Origin of the sequence: Streptomyces sp. SBT349 (assembly GCF_001083795.1) — a bacterium.
GTDB lineage: Bacteria > Actinomycetota > Actinomycetes > Streptomycetales > Streptomycetaceae > Streptomyces.
The window spans coordinates 1-19,549 of the sequence record NZ_LAVK01000128.1; the positions used below are offsets into that span (position 1 = coordinate 1).

Sequence of the window (19,549 nt, forward strand, 5' to 3'; positions counted from 1 at the left end):
CCCACGGCCCCGGGCGGCGGCTCCGGGGTCCCGAGCGCCTCGCCCCGGCCCGCCTCGTTCGCCTGGGCGAACAGATCCTCCTGCGTGAAGTCCGCGAGACCGCTGACCCCCACGCCCAGCAGCCGCACCCCCTCCGTGGTGTCCACCAGTTCGAGCAGCCTGCCCGCCGCCTCCCTCACCACCCCCGGGTCGTCCGTGGGGCCGCGCAGCGTCTCCGAGCGGGTGAGCGTCGTGAAGTCGTAGCGCCGCAGCTTCAGCACCACCGTCCGCCCCGACCGGCCCGCCTCCCGCAGCCGCCGCGCGCAGCGGTCGGCGAGCCTGGCCACCTCGAACCTGATCCGTGCCCGGTCGGTGACGTCCACGTCGAAGGTGTCCTCGACGGAGATCGACTTGGTGTCCCGGTCCGCCACCACCGGGCGCTCGTCCACGCCCCCCGCCATCGTGTACACCGAGGTGCCGTGCGCCCTGCCCAGCAGCCTCAGCAGCTCCGCCTCCCCGGCCCGCACGGTCTCGCCGATGGTGGAGATCCCCGCCCGGCGCAGCACCTCCGCGGTGGCCGGGCCGACGCCGGGCAGCGTCCGCACGGGCAGCGGCGCCAGCAGCTCGCGCTCGGTGCCCGGCGGGATGAGCAGCAGGCCGTCCGGCTTGGCCCGTTCCGAGGCGATCTTGGCGATCATCTTGGAGCCCGCGAGTCCCACCGACCCGCTGACCCCGGTCCGCTCCCGGATACGCTCCCGCAGCCGCTCCCCCGTGCGGCGGGCCTCCTCCCCGGTGGAGACCCCCGGGTCGCCGGCCGCCAGGTCGACGAACGCCTCGTCCAGACTCAGCGGCTCGATCAGCGGCGACAGCTCGGCCAGCAGGCCCATCACCGTCTCGCTGATCGCCCGGTAGACCCCGAACCGCGGGATGAGACAGGCCGCGTTCGGGCACAGGCGCCTGGCCTGCGCCATGGGCATCGCGGAGTGCACCCCGAACACGCGGGCCTCGTAGGACGCGGTGGCCACCACGCCCCGCGGACCGAGGCCCCCGACGATCACCGGTTTGCCGCGCAGGCTCGGCTTGGCCGCCTGCTCCACCGAGGCGTAGAAGGCGTCCATGTCGAGGTGCAGGACCGTTGGCTGGCCTCTCACTCCGCCGATGGTGCCCCATGGGTCCGACAGTGCGCCCCCGGGGCGCACCGGCGGCGGGCGGCGGCCCTCAGCCGGTGCGGTGGCGCCGGCGGGCCAGCTCGTCCGAGGGGTGCGCCGCGGGCACGGGCTCGCCGGTGTCGAGGCGCTCGGCCGGGAGCTGCCCCAGGGCGCTCTCCACGTCCGCCCAGACCGCGCCGACCGCGATGCCGAACACGCCCCTGCCGCCGCGCAGCAGGTCGGCCAGCTCCTCGGGGGAGGCGCAGCGGTAGACGGTGGCGCCGTCGCTCATCAGCGTCAGGGTGGACAGCTCGGCGAGAGCGGTCGAACACAGGGCGCGCACGGCCGTTCTGATGCTCTGGAGCGAGACCCCCGCGTCGAGCAGCCGCTTGACGATCTTGAGGACCAGGACGTCGCGGAAACTGTAGAGGCGCTGGGTGCCCGATCCGTGCGCCGGGCGGACGCTCGGCTGGACCAGGCCGGTACGGGCCCAGTAGTCCAGCTGCCGGTAGGTGATGCCCGCGGCGGCGCAGGCGCTGGGCCCGCGGTATCCGATCCGCTCGGTGGTGCCGCGCTCCTGGGCGGCGAGGCTCCCCCTCGGTCCCGCCCCGGCCACCGGCGGTCCACCGGGGAGGGCGGCTGTCGTGCCGACCGCTCTGCTGTCGCCGTCACCTGTCACGCCGGCCTCCGTTCCGCATGCCCCTGCCGTGCCTTCGCCGCTCACCCGCTGTCACGATGAGCACGCGCACAGCGCTCCTCCCAAGACATGCCCCATTGACGCTAGGCATCCACCCTCAGCGCGTCAACGATCGCCACGCGCCGCTACTGGCTGCTCGTGCCGAAGTCCTCGGGCGAGATCTGGTCGAGGAACTCGCGGAACCGTTCCACCTCGTCCTCCTGCTCGTCGGGGATGATGATCCCCGCGTCGTCGAGGACCGCGTCACTCCCGTAGATCGGCGTCCCCACGCGCAGTGCGAGGGCTATGGCATCGGAGGGGCGGGCGCTGACCTCGACCCCGCTGGAGAAGACGAGCTCGGCATAGAACACCCCGTCACGCAGGTCGGTGATCCGCACCGCGCTGAGCTCCTGCCCCACCGCCTCCAGCACGTTCTTGAAGAGGTCGTGCGTCAGCGGCCGGGCAGGGGTCATCCCCTGCTGGGCGAACGCGATGGCGGTCGCCTCTCCCGGCCCGATCCAGATCGGGAGATAGCGATCACCGCCGACTTCACGGAGGAGCACGATGGGCTGGTTGTTGGGCATTTCCACCCGTACGCCCACGACGTCGAGCTGATTCACACAGCAACCCTAGGCGCTGCCGAGTGCATTTGGATAGTCGAGCACCGCCGCGCGGCGCTCACGCGCCGCACGGGGACTTCAGAATCCCCGCCTGCTGGCGAAGAAAACCAGCCGGTACTTGCCGATCTGCACCTCGTCGCCGTTGCCCAGCACGGTCGTCTGGTCGATCGGCTCCCGATTGACATAGGTGCCGTTCAGGGAGCCGATGTCACCGACGGTGAAGCCGCCGTCGGGCTGCCGTGTGAACTCCACGTGGCGGCGGGAGACCGTCACGTCGTCCAGGAAGATGTCGCTGTGCGGGTGGCGGCCCGCGGTGGTGACCTCGCCGTCCAGGAGGAAGCGGCTCCCGGAATTCGGCCCGCGGCGAACAATCAGCAGCGCCGAACCCGGCGGCAGCGCCTCGACCGCGGCCTGGGCCTCCGGCGAGAGCGCCGGGGCCGGGTGCTGGCCCGTGACCTCGGCCTCGTACGCCTCCAGGCCCGTGATCGAGATGGTGGAGGTCGTCTCCGAGGAGCCTTCGACGCCGGGGCGCAGGCCGCTGCCGCAGTTGGAGCAGAACCTGCTGGTCGCGGCGGACCTGTGGCCGCAGCGGGGACACGTCACGCTCTCGCGCCCGGGGCCCTGGGAGCCTATGCCGCCGGGCCCGCCGACCTCGTCACGGAACAACGGGCGGCCCGGCTCGGCGCCGCCAGGCGCTGACTCGCCTTGCTGGCGGGCGCGAGGCCGTGCGGCACTGTGCGCCCCGCTCTGACGCCTGCCGAACAATCTAGCGAAAAAGCTCACCAGCGATCCCCTCGCGCCTAGCCCGACCCGTCATGGGACGGGACGGTCCATTGTCTCTCACCGGCCGTTCAGGACGTCTCGACAACGTCCACGGCCTCCGTTCAGTTTCCCTCACCGAGCGCCCCGGAGCTGTGGCAGCCCCTGCGACGCCCGGTTCGATCACGACGACGACTGAGCGTAGTCAGGCTGCTCCGCCGATCGCAAGGCGTCGACCGTCACCGTCTCCGGCCGTTCGATCACCACCGTGGCCTGCTCGTTCTCCAGGGACTGCACCACGCCCCCGGGGATGTTCAGCGCCGGCTCCAGATCCTGTGGCCGCCCTATGGCCCGGATCCGGAACGGAGCGCGGACCGGCCGGCCGTCGACGTGCACGCCCCCGTTGTCGTCCGTGAAGGAGGTGGCCGCCACGATCCGCACGTCGTTGATCTGCATCGCCTCGGCACCCGCGGCGCGCAGCTCCTGGACGGCGTCCAGCAGCATATCCGCCTGGACGGCGCTCAGCGGGTCCTCGATACGGAGCGTGATGCCGGGGCCCTCGGCGGCGAGGGTGCCCGCCAGGATGCCGAGCTGCCGCTCGCGCTCCTCCGTCTGCCGTCTGGCCTCCTCGGCCTGGTCGGAGCTGGTCTCCAGCTCGGTGCGCTGCTCCTCCAGGTCGGCCTTCTCCGCCTCCAGGCGGGCGGTGCGGTCCTCCATGTCGCTCAGGATCCGCACCAGGTCCTCCTGGCGGGCGCCGCGCAGCGCGGTCTCCTCGCTGCCGGCGGCCCGCACCTGGATGGCCAGGCCCAGGCCGAGGACGAAGAGCAGCACCGCGGCCACGACCTGGCCGCGGGCGGCGCGCGGCGGCCACAGGGCCGCCCGCAGCGCGGCGCGGCCGGTGGGACGTCCCGGCCCGTCCGCCGCGGGCTCCTCCGGGGTCTTCCCGCGGGTGGTCTCGTCGGTCATGGCCTCACGCCCCGAAGACATGCCGCCGGATGGCGGCGGCGTTGGAGAAGATGCGGATGCCGAGGACGACCACCACGCCGGTGGACAGCTGGGCACCGACGCCGAGCTTGTCCCCGAGGAACACGATCAGCGCCGCCACCACCACGTTGGACAGGAACGACACCACGAACACCTTGTCGTCGAACATCCCGTCGAGCAGGGCGCGCAGGCCGCCGAAGACCGCGTCCAGGGCGGCGACCACGGCGATGGGCAGATAGGGCTCCATGCCCGTGGGCACCACGGGACGGGTGAAGATTCCTACCACGACTCCGAGCACGAGCCCGGCAACGGCGATCACGGGGGCTTCCTTCTCCTGATTCCTCGGGACGGGCGGCGGTGGTCAGGCCGCGGGTCTCGCGGTACGCGCCGTCAGCCCGGGGGCCGCGGGCAGCCGCAGGTCGTCACGGACATCCACGCTCGCCCTGACGCCGTAGCGGTCCCCGAGCGCGGCCAGATGGCGGCCGCCCCCGGTCTCGGCGAAGGAGGCGGCCAGCTCGTCGCCGGCGCCGATGACGAGCAGGGAGTAGGGCGGGGCCAGCGGCCTGTTGTCGACCAGGACGGCGTCGCCCGCCGCGCGGATCGCGGAAAGGGCGGTGAGCCGCTGCCCGTTGACGGAGATCGCCTCGGCGCCCGCCTGCCACAGGCCGTTGACCACGCGCTGGAGGTCACGGTCGCGCACCCGGCCCGCGTGGAAGAGGTCGTCGTCGCGCGGCCCGCCGGGGCTGAGGGCGGCGTCCTCGGCGTCGTCCAGGGTGAGTTCGAGCCCGGGACCCTCGACAGGCGTGGCGCCCGCCAGGAGCGCGGCCAGGTCGCCGCGTTCCGTTCCCTCCTCGCCGATGGCCTCGCGCCGGCGCGCGTCGACGTCCGCGCTCAGCTCGTCCACCTCGGCCTGGAGGTCGTCCAGCTCCGCCGTGCCCGAGTCGACCCGCTCCAGGAGCTCTTCGCGCTCCCGGGCGAGGGCGGGGGCCGCCTCGCGGGCCTGGGCGGCGCCCAGCGTGACGACGAGGGCGGCCAGCACCAGCCCCGCGGCCAGCCAGATCCTGGCGCGCAGGGTGCGCGGCAGGTCTGAGCGGCCTTCGGCCCGACGCCTGGCCGCCGCCTGGGCGTAGCCCTCGTCAAGGGTGGTGCTCATGACGGTGGTCAGCAGCGACATGGAGGCGTCGGGGCGCGCGGCGGGGCGCGGTCCGGGCTCCTGCTGTGGCATGGCGGACATCGTCGCACGCGTCGCAGAAAAGACCGAACCGGCCCCGGTGGCCGGGTCCTTGGGCGTCAGGACCCGTTGGCCGGACAGGTGGGGCGGGCCGGCGCCCCCTAGCGGTCGGCGCTGTCGACCACGCCCGACCAGTGGTCGAGCAACTCCTGCGCGGCGGGCTCGTCGGGGCCCTCGGCCCACAGGTGGGTGACGGCCTCCGCCGGGTCGGGCAGGACCAGGACCCACCTGCCGTCGGGCTCGACCACCCGCACGCCGTCGGTGGTGTCGACGGAGCGGCTGCCCGCGGCCTCGACCACGCGGCGCATCACCAGGCCCTTGATCGCCCAGGGGGTGACGACGTCCCGGCTCACCACGTGGGCGCGCGGGATGCGGGCGTCGATCTGGGAGAGCGAGAGCTGGGTGCGGGCGACCAGGCCGACCAAGCGGACGAACGCCGCCGTGGCGTCGAACACGGAGGTGAACTCGGGGATGATGAACGCGCCCTGGCCGTCCCCGCCGAAGACGGAGCCCTCCTTGTGGGCGACTCGGGTCAGGTCGTCGGGCGAGGTGGTGGTCCACTCGACCTGGGTGCCGTGGTAGGCCGCGACCTGCTCGGCGATGCGCGTGGTGGTCACGGGCAACGCGACGCGTCCGCTGCGGCGTTCGGCGGCGATGAGGTCGAGCATCACCAGCAGGGCGCGCTGGTCCTCGATGATCCGGCCGCGCTCGTCGACCAGCGCCAGCCGCTCGCCCACGGGGTCGAATCTGACGCCGAAGGCGGCGCGGGCGGAGGCGACCATCTCGCCGAGCCTGACGAGCCCGGCGCGGCGGACGTCGGCGGTCTCGGTGGGCCTGGCCTCGTCCAGACCGGGGTTGATGGTGAGGGCGTCGACCCCGAGGCGGCCCAGCAGGCTGGGCAGGACCAGGCCGGCGCTCCCGTTGGCGGCGTCCACGACGATCTTCAGCCCGGCCTCGGCGACGCCGCTGCTGTCCACGGCGCGCAGCACCGAACCGGTGTAGCCGTCGAAGACGCTGGCGGGGAACCGGAGATCGCCGATCTCGCCGGGGAAGGCGCGGCGGTACTCCTGGCGGGCGTAGACGCGGTCGAGCTTGCGCTGGCCTCCTTGGGAGAGGTCGGCGCCGCGCTCGTCGAAGAACATGATGTCGACGGAGTCGGGCACGCCGGGCGTCGTGCGGATCATGACGCCGCCCGCGCTGCCGCGGGCGGTCTGCTGCCGGGCCACGGGCAGCGGGACGTTCTCCAGGTCGCGCACGTCGATCGCGCTGGCCTGGAGCGCCGAGATGACGGCGCGCTTGAGGGCGCGCGCGCCACGTGAGTGGTCACGCGCCGTGGTGACGGTGGAACCCTTCTTGAGGGTGGTGGCGTAGGCGCTGGCGAGCCGGACGACGAGCTCGGGGGTGATCTCGACGTTGAGGATGCCGGAGACGCCCCGGGCCCCGAACAGGTTCGCCTGTCCGCGGGACTCCCAGATGACCGACGTGTTGACGAAGGCGCCGGCCTCCACAGTCTTGAACGGGTAGACGCGGACGTTCCCCTGGACGATGGACTCCTCGCCGACGAGGCACTCGTCGCCGATGACCGCGCCGTCCTCGATGCGGGCGGCGCGCATCACGTCGGTGTTCTTGCCGACGACGCAGCCGCGCAGGTTCGTCTGGGGGCCGATGTACACGTTGTCGTGGATCACCGCCCTGTGGAGGAACGCGTCGGACTTGACCACGACGTTGGAGCCGATGACGGTGTGCTCGCGGATCTCCGCGCCGGCCTCGATCTTGGCGTAGTCGCCGATGTAGAGCGGGCCCCTGAGCTTGGCGTCGGGGTGCACCTCGGCGCCCTCGGCGATCCACACGCCCGGCGAGATCTCGAAGCCGTCGATCTCGACGTCGACCTTTCCCTCGAGCACGTCGGCCTGGGCCTTGACGTAGCTCTCGTGGGTGCCGACGTCCTCCCAGTACCCCTCGGCGACATAGCCGAAGACGGGCTTGCCCTCTTTCATCAGGCGGGGGAAGACATCGCCGGACCAGTCGACCGGGACGTCGGGCTGGACGTAGTCGAACACCTCCGGCTCCATCACGTAAATGCCCGTGTTGACGGTGTCGGAGAACACCTGTCCCCAGGTGGGCTTCTCGAGGAAACGTTCGACGCGGCCGTCCTCGTCGACGATCGTGATGCCGAACTCCAGCGGGTTGGGAACGCGGGTCAGGCAGACGGTGACGAGGGCACCGCGCTCCCGGTGATAGCGGACGAGCTCGGTGAGGTCGAAGTCGGTGAGCGCGTCCCCCGAGATGACCAGGAATGAGTCGTCCTTGAGTGCGTCCTCTGCGTTCTTCACACTTCCGGCCGTGCCCAGTGGCTTTTCCTCATGGGCGTAGGTGAGATCCATCCCGAGTTCCTCACCGTCACCGAAATAGTTTTTGACGAGTGAGGCGAGGAATTGAACCGTGACGACGGTCTCGGTGAGCCCGTGCCGCTTCAGCAGCCGGAGCACGTGCTCCATGATCGGGCGGTTCGCCACGGGCAGCAGGGGCTTGGGCATGCTCGCGGTCATAGGGCGAAGCCGGGTGCCTTCGCCACCAGCCATTACGACGGCCTTCATATCGGAAGTGTCCTCCTTGGGGAGTCGACAGTCACTCCGACTGCGCCCGTCTGGAGGGGCCCTGGGCCCGGGGTGGCTCCCCGGAAAAAGTGCGGCACATGCGGGCGCCAAGCCCCTGCGACGCTGCCAGGGCGAGCTCAGTCGGCCGTGGCATCCGCCGTGAGGATACGGCGGACCTGGACCACGTAGAGGATCCCTGCCCACCAGTAGAGTGCTGTACCCCAGCCAGCGAACGCCCATCCGAAAATAGCAGCGAGCGAAGGCAGCAGGCCACTTCCCTCGCTCAGCAGCAGCAACGGGAAGGCGTACATCAGGTTGAAAGTGGCCGCCTTCCCGAGGAAGTTCACCTGCGGGGGCGCGTAACCCGCCCGGTCCAGGCGCCACACGGTCACCAGCAGCATCAGCTCCCGGGCGAGCAGCAGGGCGGTCAGCCACAGCGGCAGGATGTCCCGCCAGGTGAGGCCCACGAGGGTGGAGAGGATGTAGAGGCGGTCGGCGGCGGGGTCGAGGACGCGGCCGAGGGCCGAGACCTGGTTCCACCGGCGGGCCAGCTTGCCGTCCAGGTAGTCGCTGACGCCGCTGGCGGCGAGGACGAGCAGCGCCCAGCCGTCCAGGTCGGGGCCGTCGAAGACCGGGGAGAGGACGAGCCAGAGGAAGAGCGGCACCCCGAGCAGCCGCGCCGCGCTCAGGAGGTTGGGGATGGTGAGGACCCGGTCGGTCTGAATCTCTGTCTCCTGGACCTCCACCCGGACGCCCTCCTACTCACCCCGTGCCGGCGCTGTGCGCTTTGACCTTACCGGCCGCGGAACGCGCCGAGGCGGGCCGGTCGCCCAGGCCGCGCCGGGGGGTGATGGCATAGCCTTTTGTGGGGATCAGCGCCCTGACGCGACGGGATGAGGCGGGTCACATGGAGTCCAGGCTTCGGGGTGTCGGCGTCAGCCACGGGGTGGCGATCGGCGAGGTCAGGCATCTGGGCACGGCCGTGCTCGAACCGCCGGCCGGGCAGGTCTCCGCCCGGGACGCGCCGCGCGAGCTGGGGCGCGCCCGGCGGGCCGCCGAGGCGGTGGCCGCCGACCTGGTGGCGCGGGGCACCCTGGCGGGGGGCGAGGCCCAGGCCGTGCTGGAGGCGCAGGCCCTGATGGCCCGTGACCCCGAGCTGATCGCCGACGTGGCGCGGCGGATCGGCGTGGGAGCCACGGCCGAACGGGCGGTGGCCGACGCGTTCGCCGCGTACCGGGCGCTCCTCGCGGGCGCGGGCGCCTACCTGGCCGGGCGGGTGGCCGACCTGGACGACGTGCGCAACCGGATCGTCGCCCGGCTGCTCGGCGTGCCGGTCCCCGGGGTCCCCGACAGCGACGAGCCCTATGTGCTGATCGCCCGCGACCTGGCCCCCGCCGACACCGCCCTGCTGGATCCGGCGCTGGTGCTGGGCTTCGTCACCCAGGAGGGCGGGCCCACCAGCCACAGCGCGATCCTGGCGCGTGCCCTGGGCGTGCCCGCGGTGGTGGCGCTGCCGGAGGCCGGGGACATCGCCGAGGGCACGCTGGTCGCGGTGGACGGCTCCACCGGGGAGGTCGTGGTCGCCCCGGGCGAGCGCGAGCGGGCGGCGCTGGCCAGGGCCGCGGCCGGGCGGCGGGCCGCGCGGGAGTCCCCGGCCGGGCCCGGCGCGACCTCCGACGGCCACCGGGTGCCGCTGCTGGCGAACGTCGGCGGGCCCGCCGACGTCCCGGCCGCCCTGGCCGCCGGGGCGGAAGGGGTGGGCCTCTTCCGCACCGAGTTCCTCTTCTACGAGGGGGGCGCGGCGGGCGAGGGCTTCGCGGGCGGGGCGGCCGAGCCGCCCGGCGAGGACGTGCAGGCCGCCGCCTACCGCCGGGTACTGGAGGCGTTTCCCCAGGGGCGCGTTGTGGTGCGCGTGCTGGACGCGGGCGCCGACAAGCCCCTCCCCTTCCTTCCGGGCGCCGGCGAGTCCAACCCCGCGCTGGGCGTGCGCGGCTTGCGCGCCCTGCTCGCGCGCCCCGACGTCCTGGACACCCAGCTGCGCGCGCTGGCCTCGGCCGCCCGGGGCCTGCCGGCCACGCTGGAGGTGATGGCCCCCATGGTCGCCGACCGCGCCGACGCGCGGGCGTTCGCCGAGTCCTGCCGGGCGGCCGGGCTCGACGCCGCGTACGGCGCGATGGTGGAGATCCCGGCCGCCGCGCTGCGGGCCCGCGCGCTGCTCCAGGAGGTCACGTTCCTCTCGGTGGGCACCAACGACCTGGCGCAGTACGCCTTCGCCGCGGACCGGCAGGTGGGGGCCGTCTCCCGGCTCCAGGACCCCTGGCAGCCCGCGCTCCTCGACCTGGTGGCGCTGGCCGCCGAGGGCGCCGCGGCCGAGGGAAGGGGCTGCGGGGTGTGCGGCGAGGCGGCGGCCGACCCGATGCTGGCCTGCGTCCTGACCGGCCTCGGCGTCACCAGTCTGTCCATGGCGCCCTCGGCGATCCCGGAGGTGCGGGGCGTGCTCGCCCGGCACACCCTGGCGCAGTGCTCCCGCGCCGCCGCCGCGGCCCGCGCCGCGGACACCGCCGAGGAGGCGCGCACGGCGGCGCGCGAGGTGTTGTCGGGAGAGGCGCCCCTCACGGCGGGGTGAGGCCCGCGAGCCGGCGGCCGGAGTCATGCCCCCGCGCACGCGGAGGGCGGCGGCTGGGGGGCCGCGCGGTAGGCCACGCCGCGCTCGGGCGGCACGGGCTCGCCGGTGTAAGCGTCCGTGCAGTACGCCGCGAAGACGCCGCCCTCGCTCAGCGGGAACAGGCGGCCGGACCGCAGGCTCCAGCCGCACACCTCCTCCCTCGGCTCCCCGGCGTCCGGGGAGGGACCCGTCCCCGCGTCCGCGGTCGAGCGCAGCACGAGACCGCCCGGGTCGCCGGTGGCGAGCGCCACGGCCAGCAGCGTGCACAGCACCAGCGCCTCGGGCTCGGCCACGTGCAGGGAGCCGTCGCCGCCGCGCTCGGCCACCAGCGCGGCGGTGAGCGGGCCCGTCTCGGGGATCAGGCTGCACACCAGGTGGTGCGTCCCGGCCGGGGCCCGCTCCAGGATGCCCGCCAGCACCCCGGCCGCCCGCTGGAAGGCGCAGCGTGCCTGCGGGTCCCCGCAGGACGGGCACGTGCCGGCCGCGGCCAGCAGGTCGGCGCCCAGCTCCCAGGTCTCCCAGCGGACGTGCTCGGCCAGCAGGGCGGGCACCAGCCGCGCGAGGGGCTGCCCCTCGTACGGAACGGTGGCGCCGCGCGCGGCGATCTCCGCCGTGTACCGCGCGCGGCTCGCGGGGCTGTCCGGGCCGAGCCGCTCCCGCTCGCAGAAGTCCGCGAAGCCCACCGGGTCGAACAGGGCGACGGCGGTGTGCCCGTGCCGCCCGGCCAGCGTGCGCAGCAGCGCCTCCGTCCTGTGCAGATAGCTGCGGTGGTCGCTGAAGCCGAACGTGCCGTAGCGGCGCATCAGCGCGAACCCGGCCTCGTCGGCGATGACCGCGACCGTCCCCGCCGACTCCCGCAGCGGCGCCGCCTCGTGCCGGTCACGTCCGCCGCGACCGTCACGCCCGGCGCGCCGCCCCCTGATGTGTGCCATGACTCCCCCTCAACGGATCGGAAGCTCTTGGTCACCCACCGTAATCGCCGCCACTGACAACGGCCCGCTCGCGGGCCAGCCGCTCGAAGAACCTGAGCAGTTCGGGGTCGTCCACGGAGCCGGGGTTGACCGCCGATTCGAGGCGCGCGCCCTGGAGGAGGCGCTTGACGGGGACTTCGAGGCGCTTGCCCGTCAGGGTGTGGGGGACGCCCGGGATCTCGATGATCTCGTCGGGCAGGTGACGGGGCGACAGGGCGGCGCGGATGGTCCGCCGGATCCGCTCGCGCAGCGCGTCGTCGAGCGCGGCGCCCTCGGCGAGCCGCACGAACAGCGGCATCCAGTAGCCGCCGTCGGGCTGTTCGACGCCGATCACCAGGGACTCGCGGATCTCGGGCAGCCGCTCCACGGCCTCGTAGATGTCGGCCGAACCCATGCGCACGCCCTGCCGGTTGAGCGTGGAGTCCGAGCGGCCGTGGATGACGACCGTGCCGCGCGAGGTGAGGGTGGTCCAGTCGCCGTGGCGCCAGACGCCGGGGAACATGGCGAAGTAGCTGTCGTGGTAGCGGGATCCGTCCGGGTCGTTCCAGAAGCGGACGGGCATCGAGGGCATCGGCGCGGTCACCACCAGCTCACCGACCTCGTCGCGCAGCGCGTCCCCGTCGGGCCCGAAGGAGCGCAGGTCGGTGCCCAGGCACGGCGCCTGGAGCTCGCCGGTGTACACGGGCAGGGTGGGAACGGCTCCGGCGAAGCAGCTGCACACGTCCGTGCCGCCGCTGACCGAGGCGATCCACAGGTCCGCGGCCACCTCCTCGTGCAGCCAGCGGAACCCGTCGGGCGGCAGCGGCGACCCCGTGGTGGCGACGCACCGGGTGGCCGACAGGTCCAGGTCGCGGCCCGGGTGGACGTCCGCCTTGCCGCAGGCCATCACATAGGCCGCCGAGGTGCCGAAGACGGTGGCGCGGGTGCGCTCGGCGACCCGCCACTGGGCGGCCGTGTCCGGATGGCCGGGGCTGCCGTCGTAGAGCACGGCCGTGGTCCCGGTCAGCAGCGCGGAGACCAGGAAGTTCCACATCATCCAGCCCGTCGAGGTGTACCAGAACAGCCGGTCCCCCGCCCCGAGATCGCAGTGCAGGCCGATCTGCTTGAGGTGTTCGAGGAGGATGCCGCCCTGGGAGTGGACGATCGCCTTCGGCAGCCCCGTGGTCCCGGAGGAGTACAGCACCCACAGCGGGTGGTCGAACGGCACCGGCTCGAACACGGGGGGCGCGCCCGAGGTGGTGAGCGCCTCCCACTCCAGCGCGCCCTCGGGGGGCGCGCTCCCCAGCAGCGGAACGTGCACCACCGCGCGCAGCGAGGGCAGGCCCTCGCGGAGTTCGGCGACGGTGGCGGCGCGGTCGTGGACCTTGCCGCCGTAGCGGTAGCCGTCGACGGCGAACAGCACCACCGGCTCGACCTGCTGGAAGCGGTCCAGAACGCTGCGGGCGCCGAAGTCGGGGGCGCAGGACGTCCAGACCGCGCCCACCGCGGCCGTGGCGAGCAGCGCGATCACGGCCTCGGGGACGTTGGGCAGATAGCCGCTGATCCGGTCGCCGGGACGGACGCCGAGGGCGCGCAGCTCGCCGGCGAGCGAGCCGACCCGGGCGCGCAGTTCGGCCCAGCTCACCGGCTCGGGCTCATGGCGCTCGTCCACGCGCAGCAGCGCGGGCTCCCCGGCGCGCGCCGGGTCCTCGGCGGTGCGCAGCGCGTGTTCCGCGTAGTTGAGGGTGACCCCGGGGAACCACGCGGCGCCCGGCATGGTCCGTTCGCCGAGGACCGTCCCCTCCGGGCCGGTGAGGCGGACGTCGAACCACTCGACGATCGCGCGCCAGAACGGGCCGAGCTCGGCCACCGACCAGGCGTGCAGCGCGGCGTAGCTCGCCACCGGGTCGCCCTCCACCGGCGCCGGGGCGCCGTGGCGCTCGGCGGCCCACGCGTGAAAGCGGGTCAGCCGGGCGGCGGCGGCCCGTTCGGCGCTCGGCCGCCACAGCGGCTCCGGCGCGGACGGCGGTGCGGTGTGCGGGGCAATCATGGCGCCTCCCGGCGGGTACGCGTGGCACGGCTCAGCAGGACGATGCCAGGTGTGCGGGGCCCGCACCAGGCCCGGGGAGGGGCCCGCCACCCGGATGCCCGGCGGCGGGGCGGACGGCGGCCGAAGGGGGGCACTTCACGCCCGTGGAGGCCGGGCGGTTCCCCGGCGGGGAGGGCGACCTCCCGGCGGGGAAAGGGGCGACGGCGGCGTCCGGAGCCACCCCCGTCGGTCCCGGGCCGCCGCCGTCATGGTTTCCGACGTGCGGGGTCCGGGGGCGGTTCGTGCCCGAGGGGTGTTGTCACCGGTTCGCGACATGCGCGCAGCGTCCCGGAGAAGAAGCGCGCCGTCAGAAGGGTTCGCCGCCGGGGACGGTGCGGGGGGCGGTGGCCAGCCGGGGGCCGAAGCGCTGGACCAGCAGCGTCATCTCGTAGGCCACCAGGCCGAGGTCGGCGTCCGCCTCGGCGAGGACGGCCAGCGCGCTTCCCGCGCCCGCGGCGGTCACCATGAGGAACGCCTCGTCCAGCTCCACCAGCGTCTGCCGGGCGGAGCCGGTCTCGAAGTGCTGCCCCACGCCTCTGGCGAGCGAGTGGAAGCCCGAGGCCACGGCCGCCAGTTGCTCGCCGTCCTCTCTGCTCAGCGAGCGCGAGGCGCCCCGTGGCAGCCCGTCGGCCGCCAGGACGAGTGCGTGGCGAATGCTGGGCACGCGCGTGACCAGTTCGTCCAGGAGCAGTCCGAGCTGCCTGCTCTCGTGCTGGCTGCCGGCCTCCGGTGTGGTCATCGGTCCTGCCTTACGGTGTCTGGCTGCTTACGGTCGTCAGGTCTGCGGGGTCTCGTCCCCGCCGGGGTCGTTCTGCTGCCGCCCGAGCCGCCAGCCGCGCTGGAGGGCGGCCATGCGGGACCGCACCTCCTCGGCGTTCAGCTCGGGCACGTCGTCGGGGGCCCGGGTGTCACCGCCCGGCGTGGGCTCCGCCGCCGCCGGGGCGGGCGCCGCCGGGGCGGCGTGCCGGGCGCGGCGCGGCAGTCCGGCCACGGTGGTGCCCTCGGGGCCCGCCGGCTGCCGACTCCTCGGGCCGCCCTGGGCCTCGGGGCCCGGGGCCTGCTGGGGGCCGACGGCGCGGCCGTGGTCGACGACGAGCACGGGGGACGCCCTGCGATGCGGCAGCCGCGGGATCTGCGCGATGCCGTCGTGGTCCTGGGCGGCGGTGTGCTCGACGACCGGCTCGGCCGCGGGGGCGTCGTCCTCCGCGCCGACCGGGGCCTCCAGCTCGACGGGCCCGTCCATCGGCCCGTTGAGCAGGGCCGGGCGGCCCGGCGAGCGGGGAAGGCGCTCGCGCTCGGGCGGCTCCTCCGCGGTCTCCGTGAGCAGGTCGCCGGGGATGAGCGTCACGGCGGTGGTGCCGCCGTAGGGCGAGTCCTTCAGCGCGACGCGTATCCCGTGCCGGTCGGCGAGCCTGGAGACGACGAACAGGCCGATCCTGTCGGTGTCGGACAGCTCGAACTCGGGGGTGTCGGCGAGTCGTTGGTTGGCCTCGCGGAGCGCCTCGGCCGTCATGCCGAGGCCGCGGTCGTGTATCTCCAGGGTGAAGCCGTGCGGGACCCGCTCCCCCGTGACCTGGACGGCCGTGTGCGGGGGCGAGAACACCGTGGCGTTCTCCAGGAGTTCGGCGACCAGGTGGATGAGGTCGGCGACGGCGCCCCCGGTCACCGCGAGCGGCGGGAGCCGGTGGATCTCGACGCGCTCGTAGTCCTCCACCTCGTCAACGGCCGCCCGCACCACGTCCATCAGCTGCTCGGACTTGCGCCACTGGCGGGCGGGCGCGGCGCCCGAGAGGATGACGAGCCCCTCGGCGTGGCGCCGCATCCGGGTCGCGATGTGGTCGACGCGGACCAGGTCGTTCAGCTCGTCGGCGGTCTCGGTGCGGCGCTCCAGCGCGTCCAGCAGGTTGAGCTGGCGGTGGAGCAGCACCTGCTGGCGGCGCGCGAGGTTGACGAAGACCTCCGAGACGCCGCGGCGCGTCTCGGTCCGCTCGACGGCCGCGGAAACGGCCTCGCGCTGAAGGGTGTTGAGGGCGCGGCCGACCTGCCCGACCTCGTCCGGCGGGTACTCCAGGCGCGGCGCCTCGGTCTCCACGTCCACGTGTTCACCGGCCGCGAGCCGCCGCATCACGCCCGGCAGGCGGAGTTCGGCGGCGTCCTTGGCCTCGCGGGAGAGGGCGCGCAGATCGCGGTCGAGGCCCCGCCCGACGCGCAGCGCGACGACCGCCGAGGCGGCGACGGCGAGGAGCCCCACGCCGCCGACGACCACCGCCCGTACGAACGCGCCCATGGTGGCGGACTCGGTGTCGGAGTCGACCTCGGCGCCGGCGTCCGCCGCGAGCCGCGAGAGCTGGTCCAGGGCGCCGCTCCCCGACTCGTCCCAGTGCTCGGCGGGGACGACGGTGGCGCCGCCGTCCAGCAGCCCGGCCTCGGTGGTGGCCAGGATGCGGCCGGTACCGCTCTCCCAGAAGCTCTCGTGCGCCTGCCGGTCGTCGATGGGGAGGTCGGGCAGGAAGGCGTCGTAGGTCGTGTCGCGCCGGACGATCCCCTCCTCGATGCGGCGCAGTTCGGAGGTGGTGACCACCCCCGCGGCCAGCGCGCCCGCCACCAGGGCGTCCTCCTGCGCGAGGTACTCGCGGGCCTGGTGGAGGCCCGCGACGGCGCGGGCGTGCCGGTCGGCGTCGGCGCCCGCGTTCGGGTGCAGGACCGAGAGCAGGCGGAGCCCGGGGGCCGTCACGCCGCTGTAGGCGTCGAGGACATCCGTGCGGTCGATGGTGTTGGCGGCGACCTGGTCGCGGAGCTGGTCGAGGTCGTTCAGCGCGGACAGCAGGCTCTCCAGGCGCTCCTGCCCCGTTTCGCCGAGGTCGCCCTCGGCGCCCCTGGCACGGTCCCTGACCACGCCGACGGCGAGGTCGGTGGCCCGCCTGAGCTCATCCAGCCTGCTGAGCTCCTCGGCCCGTCGGGGATCGCCGAGGTGGAGGAGGGTCTGGCGGCGCTCCCGCTGGACGGCGTCCACCGCGTCGGCGGTGGGGCCCATCAGGGAGTCGGCCGCGGAGGAGGCGGAGAGCGCGCCGTCGGCGTCGGACACGGTGATGACCGACGCGAACGCCCAGACCGACACGAGCGACAGCAGGGGCACCAGCATGAGGGCAGCCGTCCTGCGTCGGACCGATGTGCCGCGAAAGCGCATGCCCTCCCCTTGATTCGCCCGGCGATCCGGCGGTGGCCGCCACGGATCGGCAGCGCGAGCCTACTACCGGTCGGGCGCCGACTCGGCTATCACCCGAGGATTGCATGGAGTTGACTCACGGGGGCTCATGTTGGCCCCTCATGACCCGGCACGCAAGGCGTTCTACCATGTGGGACGGACGACATATCCGCGCATCTCACCTGGCAGGGAGCGAAGGCGGAGTGTACGCGAGACCCCGGATGCCGGACGCCGTGCGCGACGCGGCGGTGCGTGCCGTCATCATCATCGCACTGACGCTGACGCAGGTCGTCGTCGTGCTGCTGTGCACCCTCGCCGGCTCGTGGCTGGCGTTCCCCATGGTGCTCTCCTCGGTGGCCAGCACGTTCGTGGCCACCTGGGCGGTGCTCGACATCTGGATCACGCGGCAGGCGTGGCGTCAGCGCAACGGCGTGGTGTCGGCGCCGAGCAGCGCCGCCCGGCGGCGGCGCGGGCTCGTGCGCCGCCGGTGACCGGGCGCCGCGGCGCTCACCGGCGGCGAACGGCCCGTCAGGGGCCCGGCTCCGCGGTGGTGGTGGGCTCCGCCGCGGCGGTGGCCGGGCGGCGGAAGATCCGGGTGGCCGTGATCTCGCCGTGCACGGCCTCCGCCGAGGGGTCCTGGTCGGGCAGTCCGGGGCGCAAGTGCTCCTCGACACTGATGTACTTGAGCCCGGCGCGCAGGTCCGCGTCGTTCCGCAGGCGGATCACCAGGGGGAACTCGGCCAGCGCCGTGGTGTCGAACAGGCCCGTGGTGTACAGCAGTTGTACGCCGAGGGCGTCGGCGACCGCGCGCTGGAGCTCCAGCAGGTAGGTGGCGTTGGCGCGGCCGATGGGGTTGTCGAGGAACAGGGTGCCCGCGTGGCGGTGCCGGTCGCGTCCCCGGTCGTTGCCCCGGAGGGCGGCCATCGTGCAGTAGAGCGCGATGGCGGCGGTGAGCAGCTGGCCACCGGAGAAGACGTCGCCCATCTGCCCCACGGGGACGCGCTCGGCGCGCAGCACGGCGTCCGGCTTGAGGATCTCGACCTGCACGCCGCGGGGGCCGAGGGCGGCCTGGACGCCGCGCAGCAGCAGGGACATGCCGTCGCGGCGCAGGTCGGTGTTCTTGCGGACGGCCGCCCTGGTGGTCTCGTCGACGACCTCGCCGAGTCGGTCGGTGAGGGTGGCCTGGTCGGGGTCCTCGAACCTGATCCGCAGGAACTCCTGCCCCGACCACTCGCCGAGCCCCTCGGGCAGCCGGGAGAGCCGCTGGGCGGAGCGCAGGGTGTCGAGCGAGGACTCGACCAGGCCGCGCAACCGGTCGACGATGCCCTCCCGGTTCCGTTCGAGCTGCGCCAGCTCGTCGGTGAGGACCCGCAGCCGCGGGGCGAACGCCTCGGACCAGGCGGCGGCGTGTGTCGGCAGGGCGGCGGCGGGCAGCTCCCTGATCTGCTGCCGGGCGGGGGTGCGGACCTGCTCGTACCGCGTGGAGTTGGCGTGCCGGACCAGGCGGTCGGCGGCCTCGCGGACGGCGGTCTCGGCCGCGGCGAGCCCGGCGGCGCGGGAGCGCAGGTCCCGGCGGGCCTCGGCGGCGCTCTCGCGGGCCTCGGCCGGGGTGCCGGGGTAGGGCTCGGCGGCCTCCGCCTCGGCGGGGGCCGCGGACTCGGGCGGCGCCTGGCCGGGCGCCGGGTCGCGCAGCAGGTCCCGCAGCAGCGCGGCGATCTCCTCGAACCCGGCGGCCCCGTCCTGCGCGGCCCGGTGGGCGGCGGACAGCTCCTCGTGGGCGTCGTGGGCGGCCCGGAGGGCCTCTTCCCGGGCGGCGAGCCCGGCGGCGGCGGCCCGGCTGAGCTCCCGGGCGCGCTCGGCGTCGGCGGGGATGTCCTCCTCGGGCAGCTCGATGTGGACGGCGCCCTCGGCGGGGGCCAGGCGCTCCGCCTGGCCGCGGAGCCGGCCGAGCTGCTCGCTCGCGGCGCTCGCGCGGCTCTCCAGACGGTGCACCAGGGACTCGGCGCGGGCCGCCGCGGCCTGCCGGGAGGGGCCGTCGGCGCCCTCGTTGCCGTCGAGCAGCCCGGCGGCGCGGGTGCGCACCTTGTTGCTCAGGCGGCCGAGCGCGGCGAGCGCGGCGCTCTCGTCGCCCTCGGCGCGCGCCTGCTCGGCGCGCAGGTCCGCGCCGACACCGACCTTCTCGTAGAGCTGCGACGCGGACCGGTACGCCTCCCGCAGCGCGGGCAACGAGGCGGGCGCCCCGCCGGGCTCCCCCGCTCCCGCGTCCTCGGGGGCGCCCGAGACCTCGGGGCGCTCGGCGCGAAGGGCGCGTGCGGTGCGGCGCGCGTCGTCGGCCGCGCGCTGGACGCCTCGGTGGTCCTCGTCGGCCGCGCGGGCACGGGCCAGGCCGTCGGCGGCGCGGGCCTCGGCCTCGGCGGCGTCGGCTGCCAGCTCCTTGAGGCGGGAGGCCCAGCGGGGGCGTTCGCGCAGGCGGGAGGCGAGCCCGGCGAGGGCGTCGGCGGAACGGCGCGCGCGCTGCGCGGCCTCCTGCCGGTCGTCGCGGGCCGCGGCGGCCTCGGCCGCGGTCTCCTCGGCGGCGGCGCGAGCGGCGGTGGCCTCGGTCAGGCGCGCGGCGGCGGCCTCGGCGGTGCTGGTGGTCGCCCTGGC

General features: G+C 74.5%; 15 protein-coding genes and 1 pseudogene. 2 read left to right on the forward strand and 14 right to left on the reverse strand.

Translation table 11 applies throughout. The features are described 5' to 3' along the window. The 9 genes from ADY01_RS17380 to ADY01_RS17420 all read right to left on the reverse strand — a co-directional run. On the reverse strand, nucleotides 1–1,130 hold a 1,130-nt coding region (locus ADY01_RS17380), incomplete at its 3' end, for a DNA polymerase IV (RefSeq protein WP_107081754.1). A gap of 67 nt (nucleotides 1,131–1,197) precedes the next feature. Next, nucleotides 1,198–1,806, reverse strand: a complete 609-nt coding sequence (locus tag ADY01_RS17385) for a MerR family transcriptional regulator (protein WP_049573815.1) — start codon at nucleotides 1,804–1,806, stop codon at nucleotides 1,198–1,200. A gap of 143 nt (nucleotides 1,807–1,949) precedes the next feature. Further along, nucleotides 1,950–2,423 carry a bifunctional nuclease family protein gene (locus ADY01_RS17390; RefSeq protein ID WP_049573817.1) on the reverse strand — a complete coding sequence of 158 codons (474 nt, stop codon included), beginning with the start codon at nucleotides 2,421–2,423 and terminating at the stop codon, nucleotides 1,950–1,952. Between the two features lie 78 nt (nucleotides 2,424–2,501). Next, entirely contained in the window at nucleotides 2,502–3,206 is a 705-nt protein-coding gene (locus tag ADY01_RS17395; protein ID WP_049573822.1) for an FHA domain-containing protein, read from the reverse strand. A 159-nt stretch (nucleotides 3,207–3,365) separates the two neighbouring features. Continuing rightward, on the reverse strand, nucleotides 3,366–4,148 hold the full coding sequence (locus ADY01_RS17400; RefSeq protein WP_053170943.1) for a DUF881 domain-containing protein: 783 nt from the start codon (nucleotides 4,146–4,148) through the stop codon (nucleotides 3,366–3,368). 4 nt (nucleotides 4,149–4,152) lie between these two features. Next, nucleotides 4,153–4,485 (reverse strand): small basic family protein, encoded by a 333-nt coding sequence (locus ADY01_RS17405; protein ID WP_049573828.1) that lies wholly within the window; start codon nucleotides 4,483–4,485, stop codon nucleotides 4,153–4,155. A gap of 42 nt (nucleotides 4,486–4,527) precedes the next feature. Then, on the reverse strand, nucleotides 4,528–5,400 hold the full coding sequence (locus ADY01_RS17410) for a DUF881 domain-containing protein (RefSeq protein WP_420715720.1): 873 nt from the start codon (nucleotides 5,398–5,400) through the stop codon (nucleotides 4,528–4,530). A 98-nt stretch (nucleotides 5,401–5,498) separates the two neighbouring features. Next, complete coding sequence (locus ADY01_RS17415; RefSeq protein ID WP_049573831.1) at nucleotides 5,499–7,994, reverse strand: mannose-1-phosphate guanyltransferase; 2,496 nt, start codon at nucleotides 7,992–7,994, stop codon at nucleotides 5,499–5,501. Between the two features lie 137 nt (nucleotides 7,995–8,131). Further along, complete coding sequence (locus tag ADY01_RS17420; protein ID WP_049573834.1) at nucleotides 8,132–8,740, reverse strand: CDP-alcohol phosphatidyltransferase family protein; 609 nt, start codon at nucleotides 8,738–8,740, stop codon at nucleotides 8,132–8,134. Between the two features lie 161 nt (nucleotides 8,741–8,901). On the opposite strand from ADY01_RS17420, the gene ptsP reads away from it, so the two are divergent. Continuing rightward, nucleotides 8,902–10,620: a phosphoenolpyruvate--protein phosphotransferase gene (gene ptsP, locus ADY01_RS17425; RefSeq protein WP_049573837.1), complete on the forward strand. Its 1,719-nt coding sequence runs from the start codon at nucleotides 8,902–8,904 to the stop codon at nucleotides 10,618–10,620. A gap of 23 nt (nucleotides 10,621–10,643) precedes the next feature. On the opposite strand, the gene ADY01_RS17430 is transcribed toward ptsP, so the two are convergent. The 4 genes from ADY01_RS17430 to ADY01_RS17445 all read right to left on the reverse strand — a co-directional run bounded on the left by ADY01_RS17430 (nucleotide 10,644) and on the right by ADY01_RS17445 (nucleotide 16,840). Next, a complete protein-coding gene (locus tag ADY01_RS17430) occupies nucleotides 10,644–11,591 on the reverse strand; it encodes a hypothetical protein (protein WP_234320276.1) in 948 nt (315 codons plus the stop codon). 31 nt (nucleotides 11,592–11,622) lie between these two features. Further along, on the reverse strand, nucleotides 11,623–13,659 hold the full coding sequence (locus ADY01_RS17435) for an acetoacetate--CoA ligase (RefSeq protein ID WP_049573840.1): 2,037 nt from the start codon (nucleotides 13,657–13,659) through the stop codon (nucleotides 11,623–11,625). 346 nt (nucleotides 13,660–14,005) lie between these two features. Further along, complete coding sequence (locus ADY01_RS17440) at nucleotides 14,006–14,437, reverse strand: roadblock/LC7 domain-containing protein (RefSeq protein WP_049573843.1); 432 nt, start codon at nucleotides 14,435–14,437, stop codon at nucleotides 14,006–14,008. Nucleotides 14,438–14,473: 36 nt separating this feature from the next. Then, nucleotides 14,474–16,840, reverse strand: coding sequence for a nitrate- and nitrite sensing domain-containing protein (locus tag ADY01_RS17445; protein ID WP_049573847.1), 2,367 nt, complete (start codon nucleotides 16,838–16,840; stop codon nucleotides 14,474–14,476). Between the two features lie 266 nt (nucleotides 16,841–17,106). On the opposite strand from ADY01_RS17445, the gene ADY01_RS17450 reads away from it, so the two are divergent. Next, entirely contained in the window at nucleotides 17,107–17,394 is a 288-nt protein-coding gene (locus tag ADY01_RS17450) for a hypothetical protein (RefSeq protein ID WP_234320277.1), read from the forward strand. Between the two features lie 37 nt (nucleotides 17,395–17,431). On the opposite strand, the pseudogene ADY01_RS17455 reads toward ADY01_RS17450, so the two are convergent. After that, nucleotides 17,432–19,549, reverse strand: a pseudogene (locus ADY01_RS17455) (hypothetical protein); the annotation flags it as partial.

What these genes read in the sequence shown, in the direction of transcription:
- ADY01_RS17410 (WP_420715720.1), bottom strand. Translation starts at nt 5,400, where the DNA reads ATGTCCGCCATGCCACAGCAGGAGCCCGGACCGCGCCCCGCCGCGCGC.
- ADY01_RS17445 (WP_049573847.1), bottom strand. Translation starts at nt 16,840, where the DNA reads ATGCTGGTGCCCCTGCTGTCGCTCGTGTCGGTCTGGGCGTTCGCGTCG.
- ADY01_RS17430 (WP_234320276.1), bottom strand. Translation starts at nt 11,591, where the DNA reads ATGGCACACATCAGGGGGCGGCGCGCCGGGCGTGACGGTCGCGGCGGA.
- ADY01_RS17440 (WP_049573843.1), bottom strand. Translation starts at nt 14,437, where the DNA reads ATGACCACACCGGAGGCCGGCAGCCAGCACGAGAGCAGGCAGCTCGGA.
- ADY01_RS17415 (WP_049573831.1), bottom strand. Translation starts at nt 7,994, where the DNA reads ATGAAGGCCGTCGTAATGGCTGGTGGCGAAGGCACCCGGCTTCGCCCT.
- ADY01_RS17400 (WP_053170943.1), bottom strand. Translation starts at nt 4,148, where the DNA reads ATGACCGACGAGACCACCCGCGGGAAGACCCCGGAGGAGCCCGCGGCG.
- ptsP (WP_049573837.1), top strand. Translation starts at nt 8,902, where the DNA reads ATGGAGTCCAGGCTTCGGGGTGTCGGCGTCAGCCACGGGGTGGCGATC.
- ADY01_RS17435 (WP_049573840.1), bottom strand. Translation starts at nt 13,659, where the DNA reads ATGATTGCCCCGCACACCGCACCGCCGTCCGCGCCGGAGCCGCTGTGG.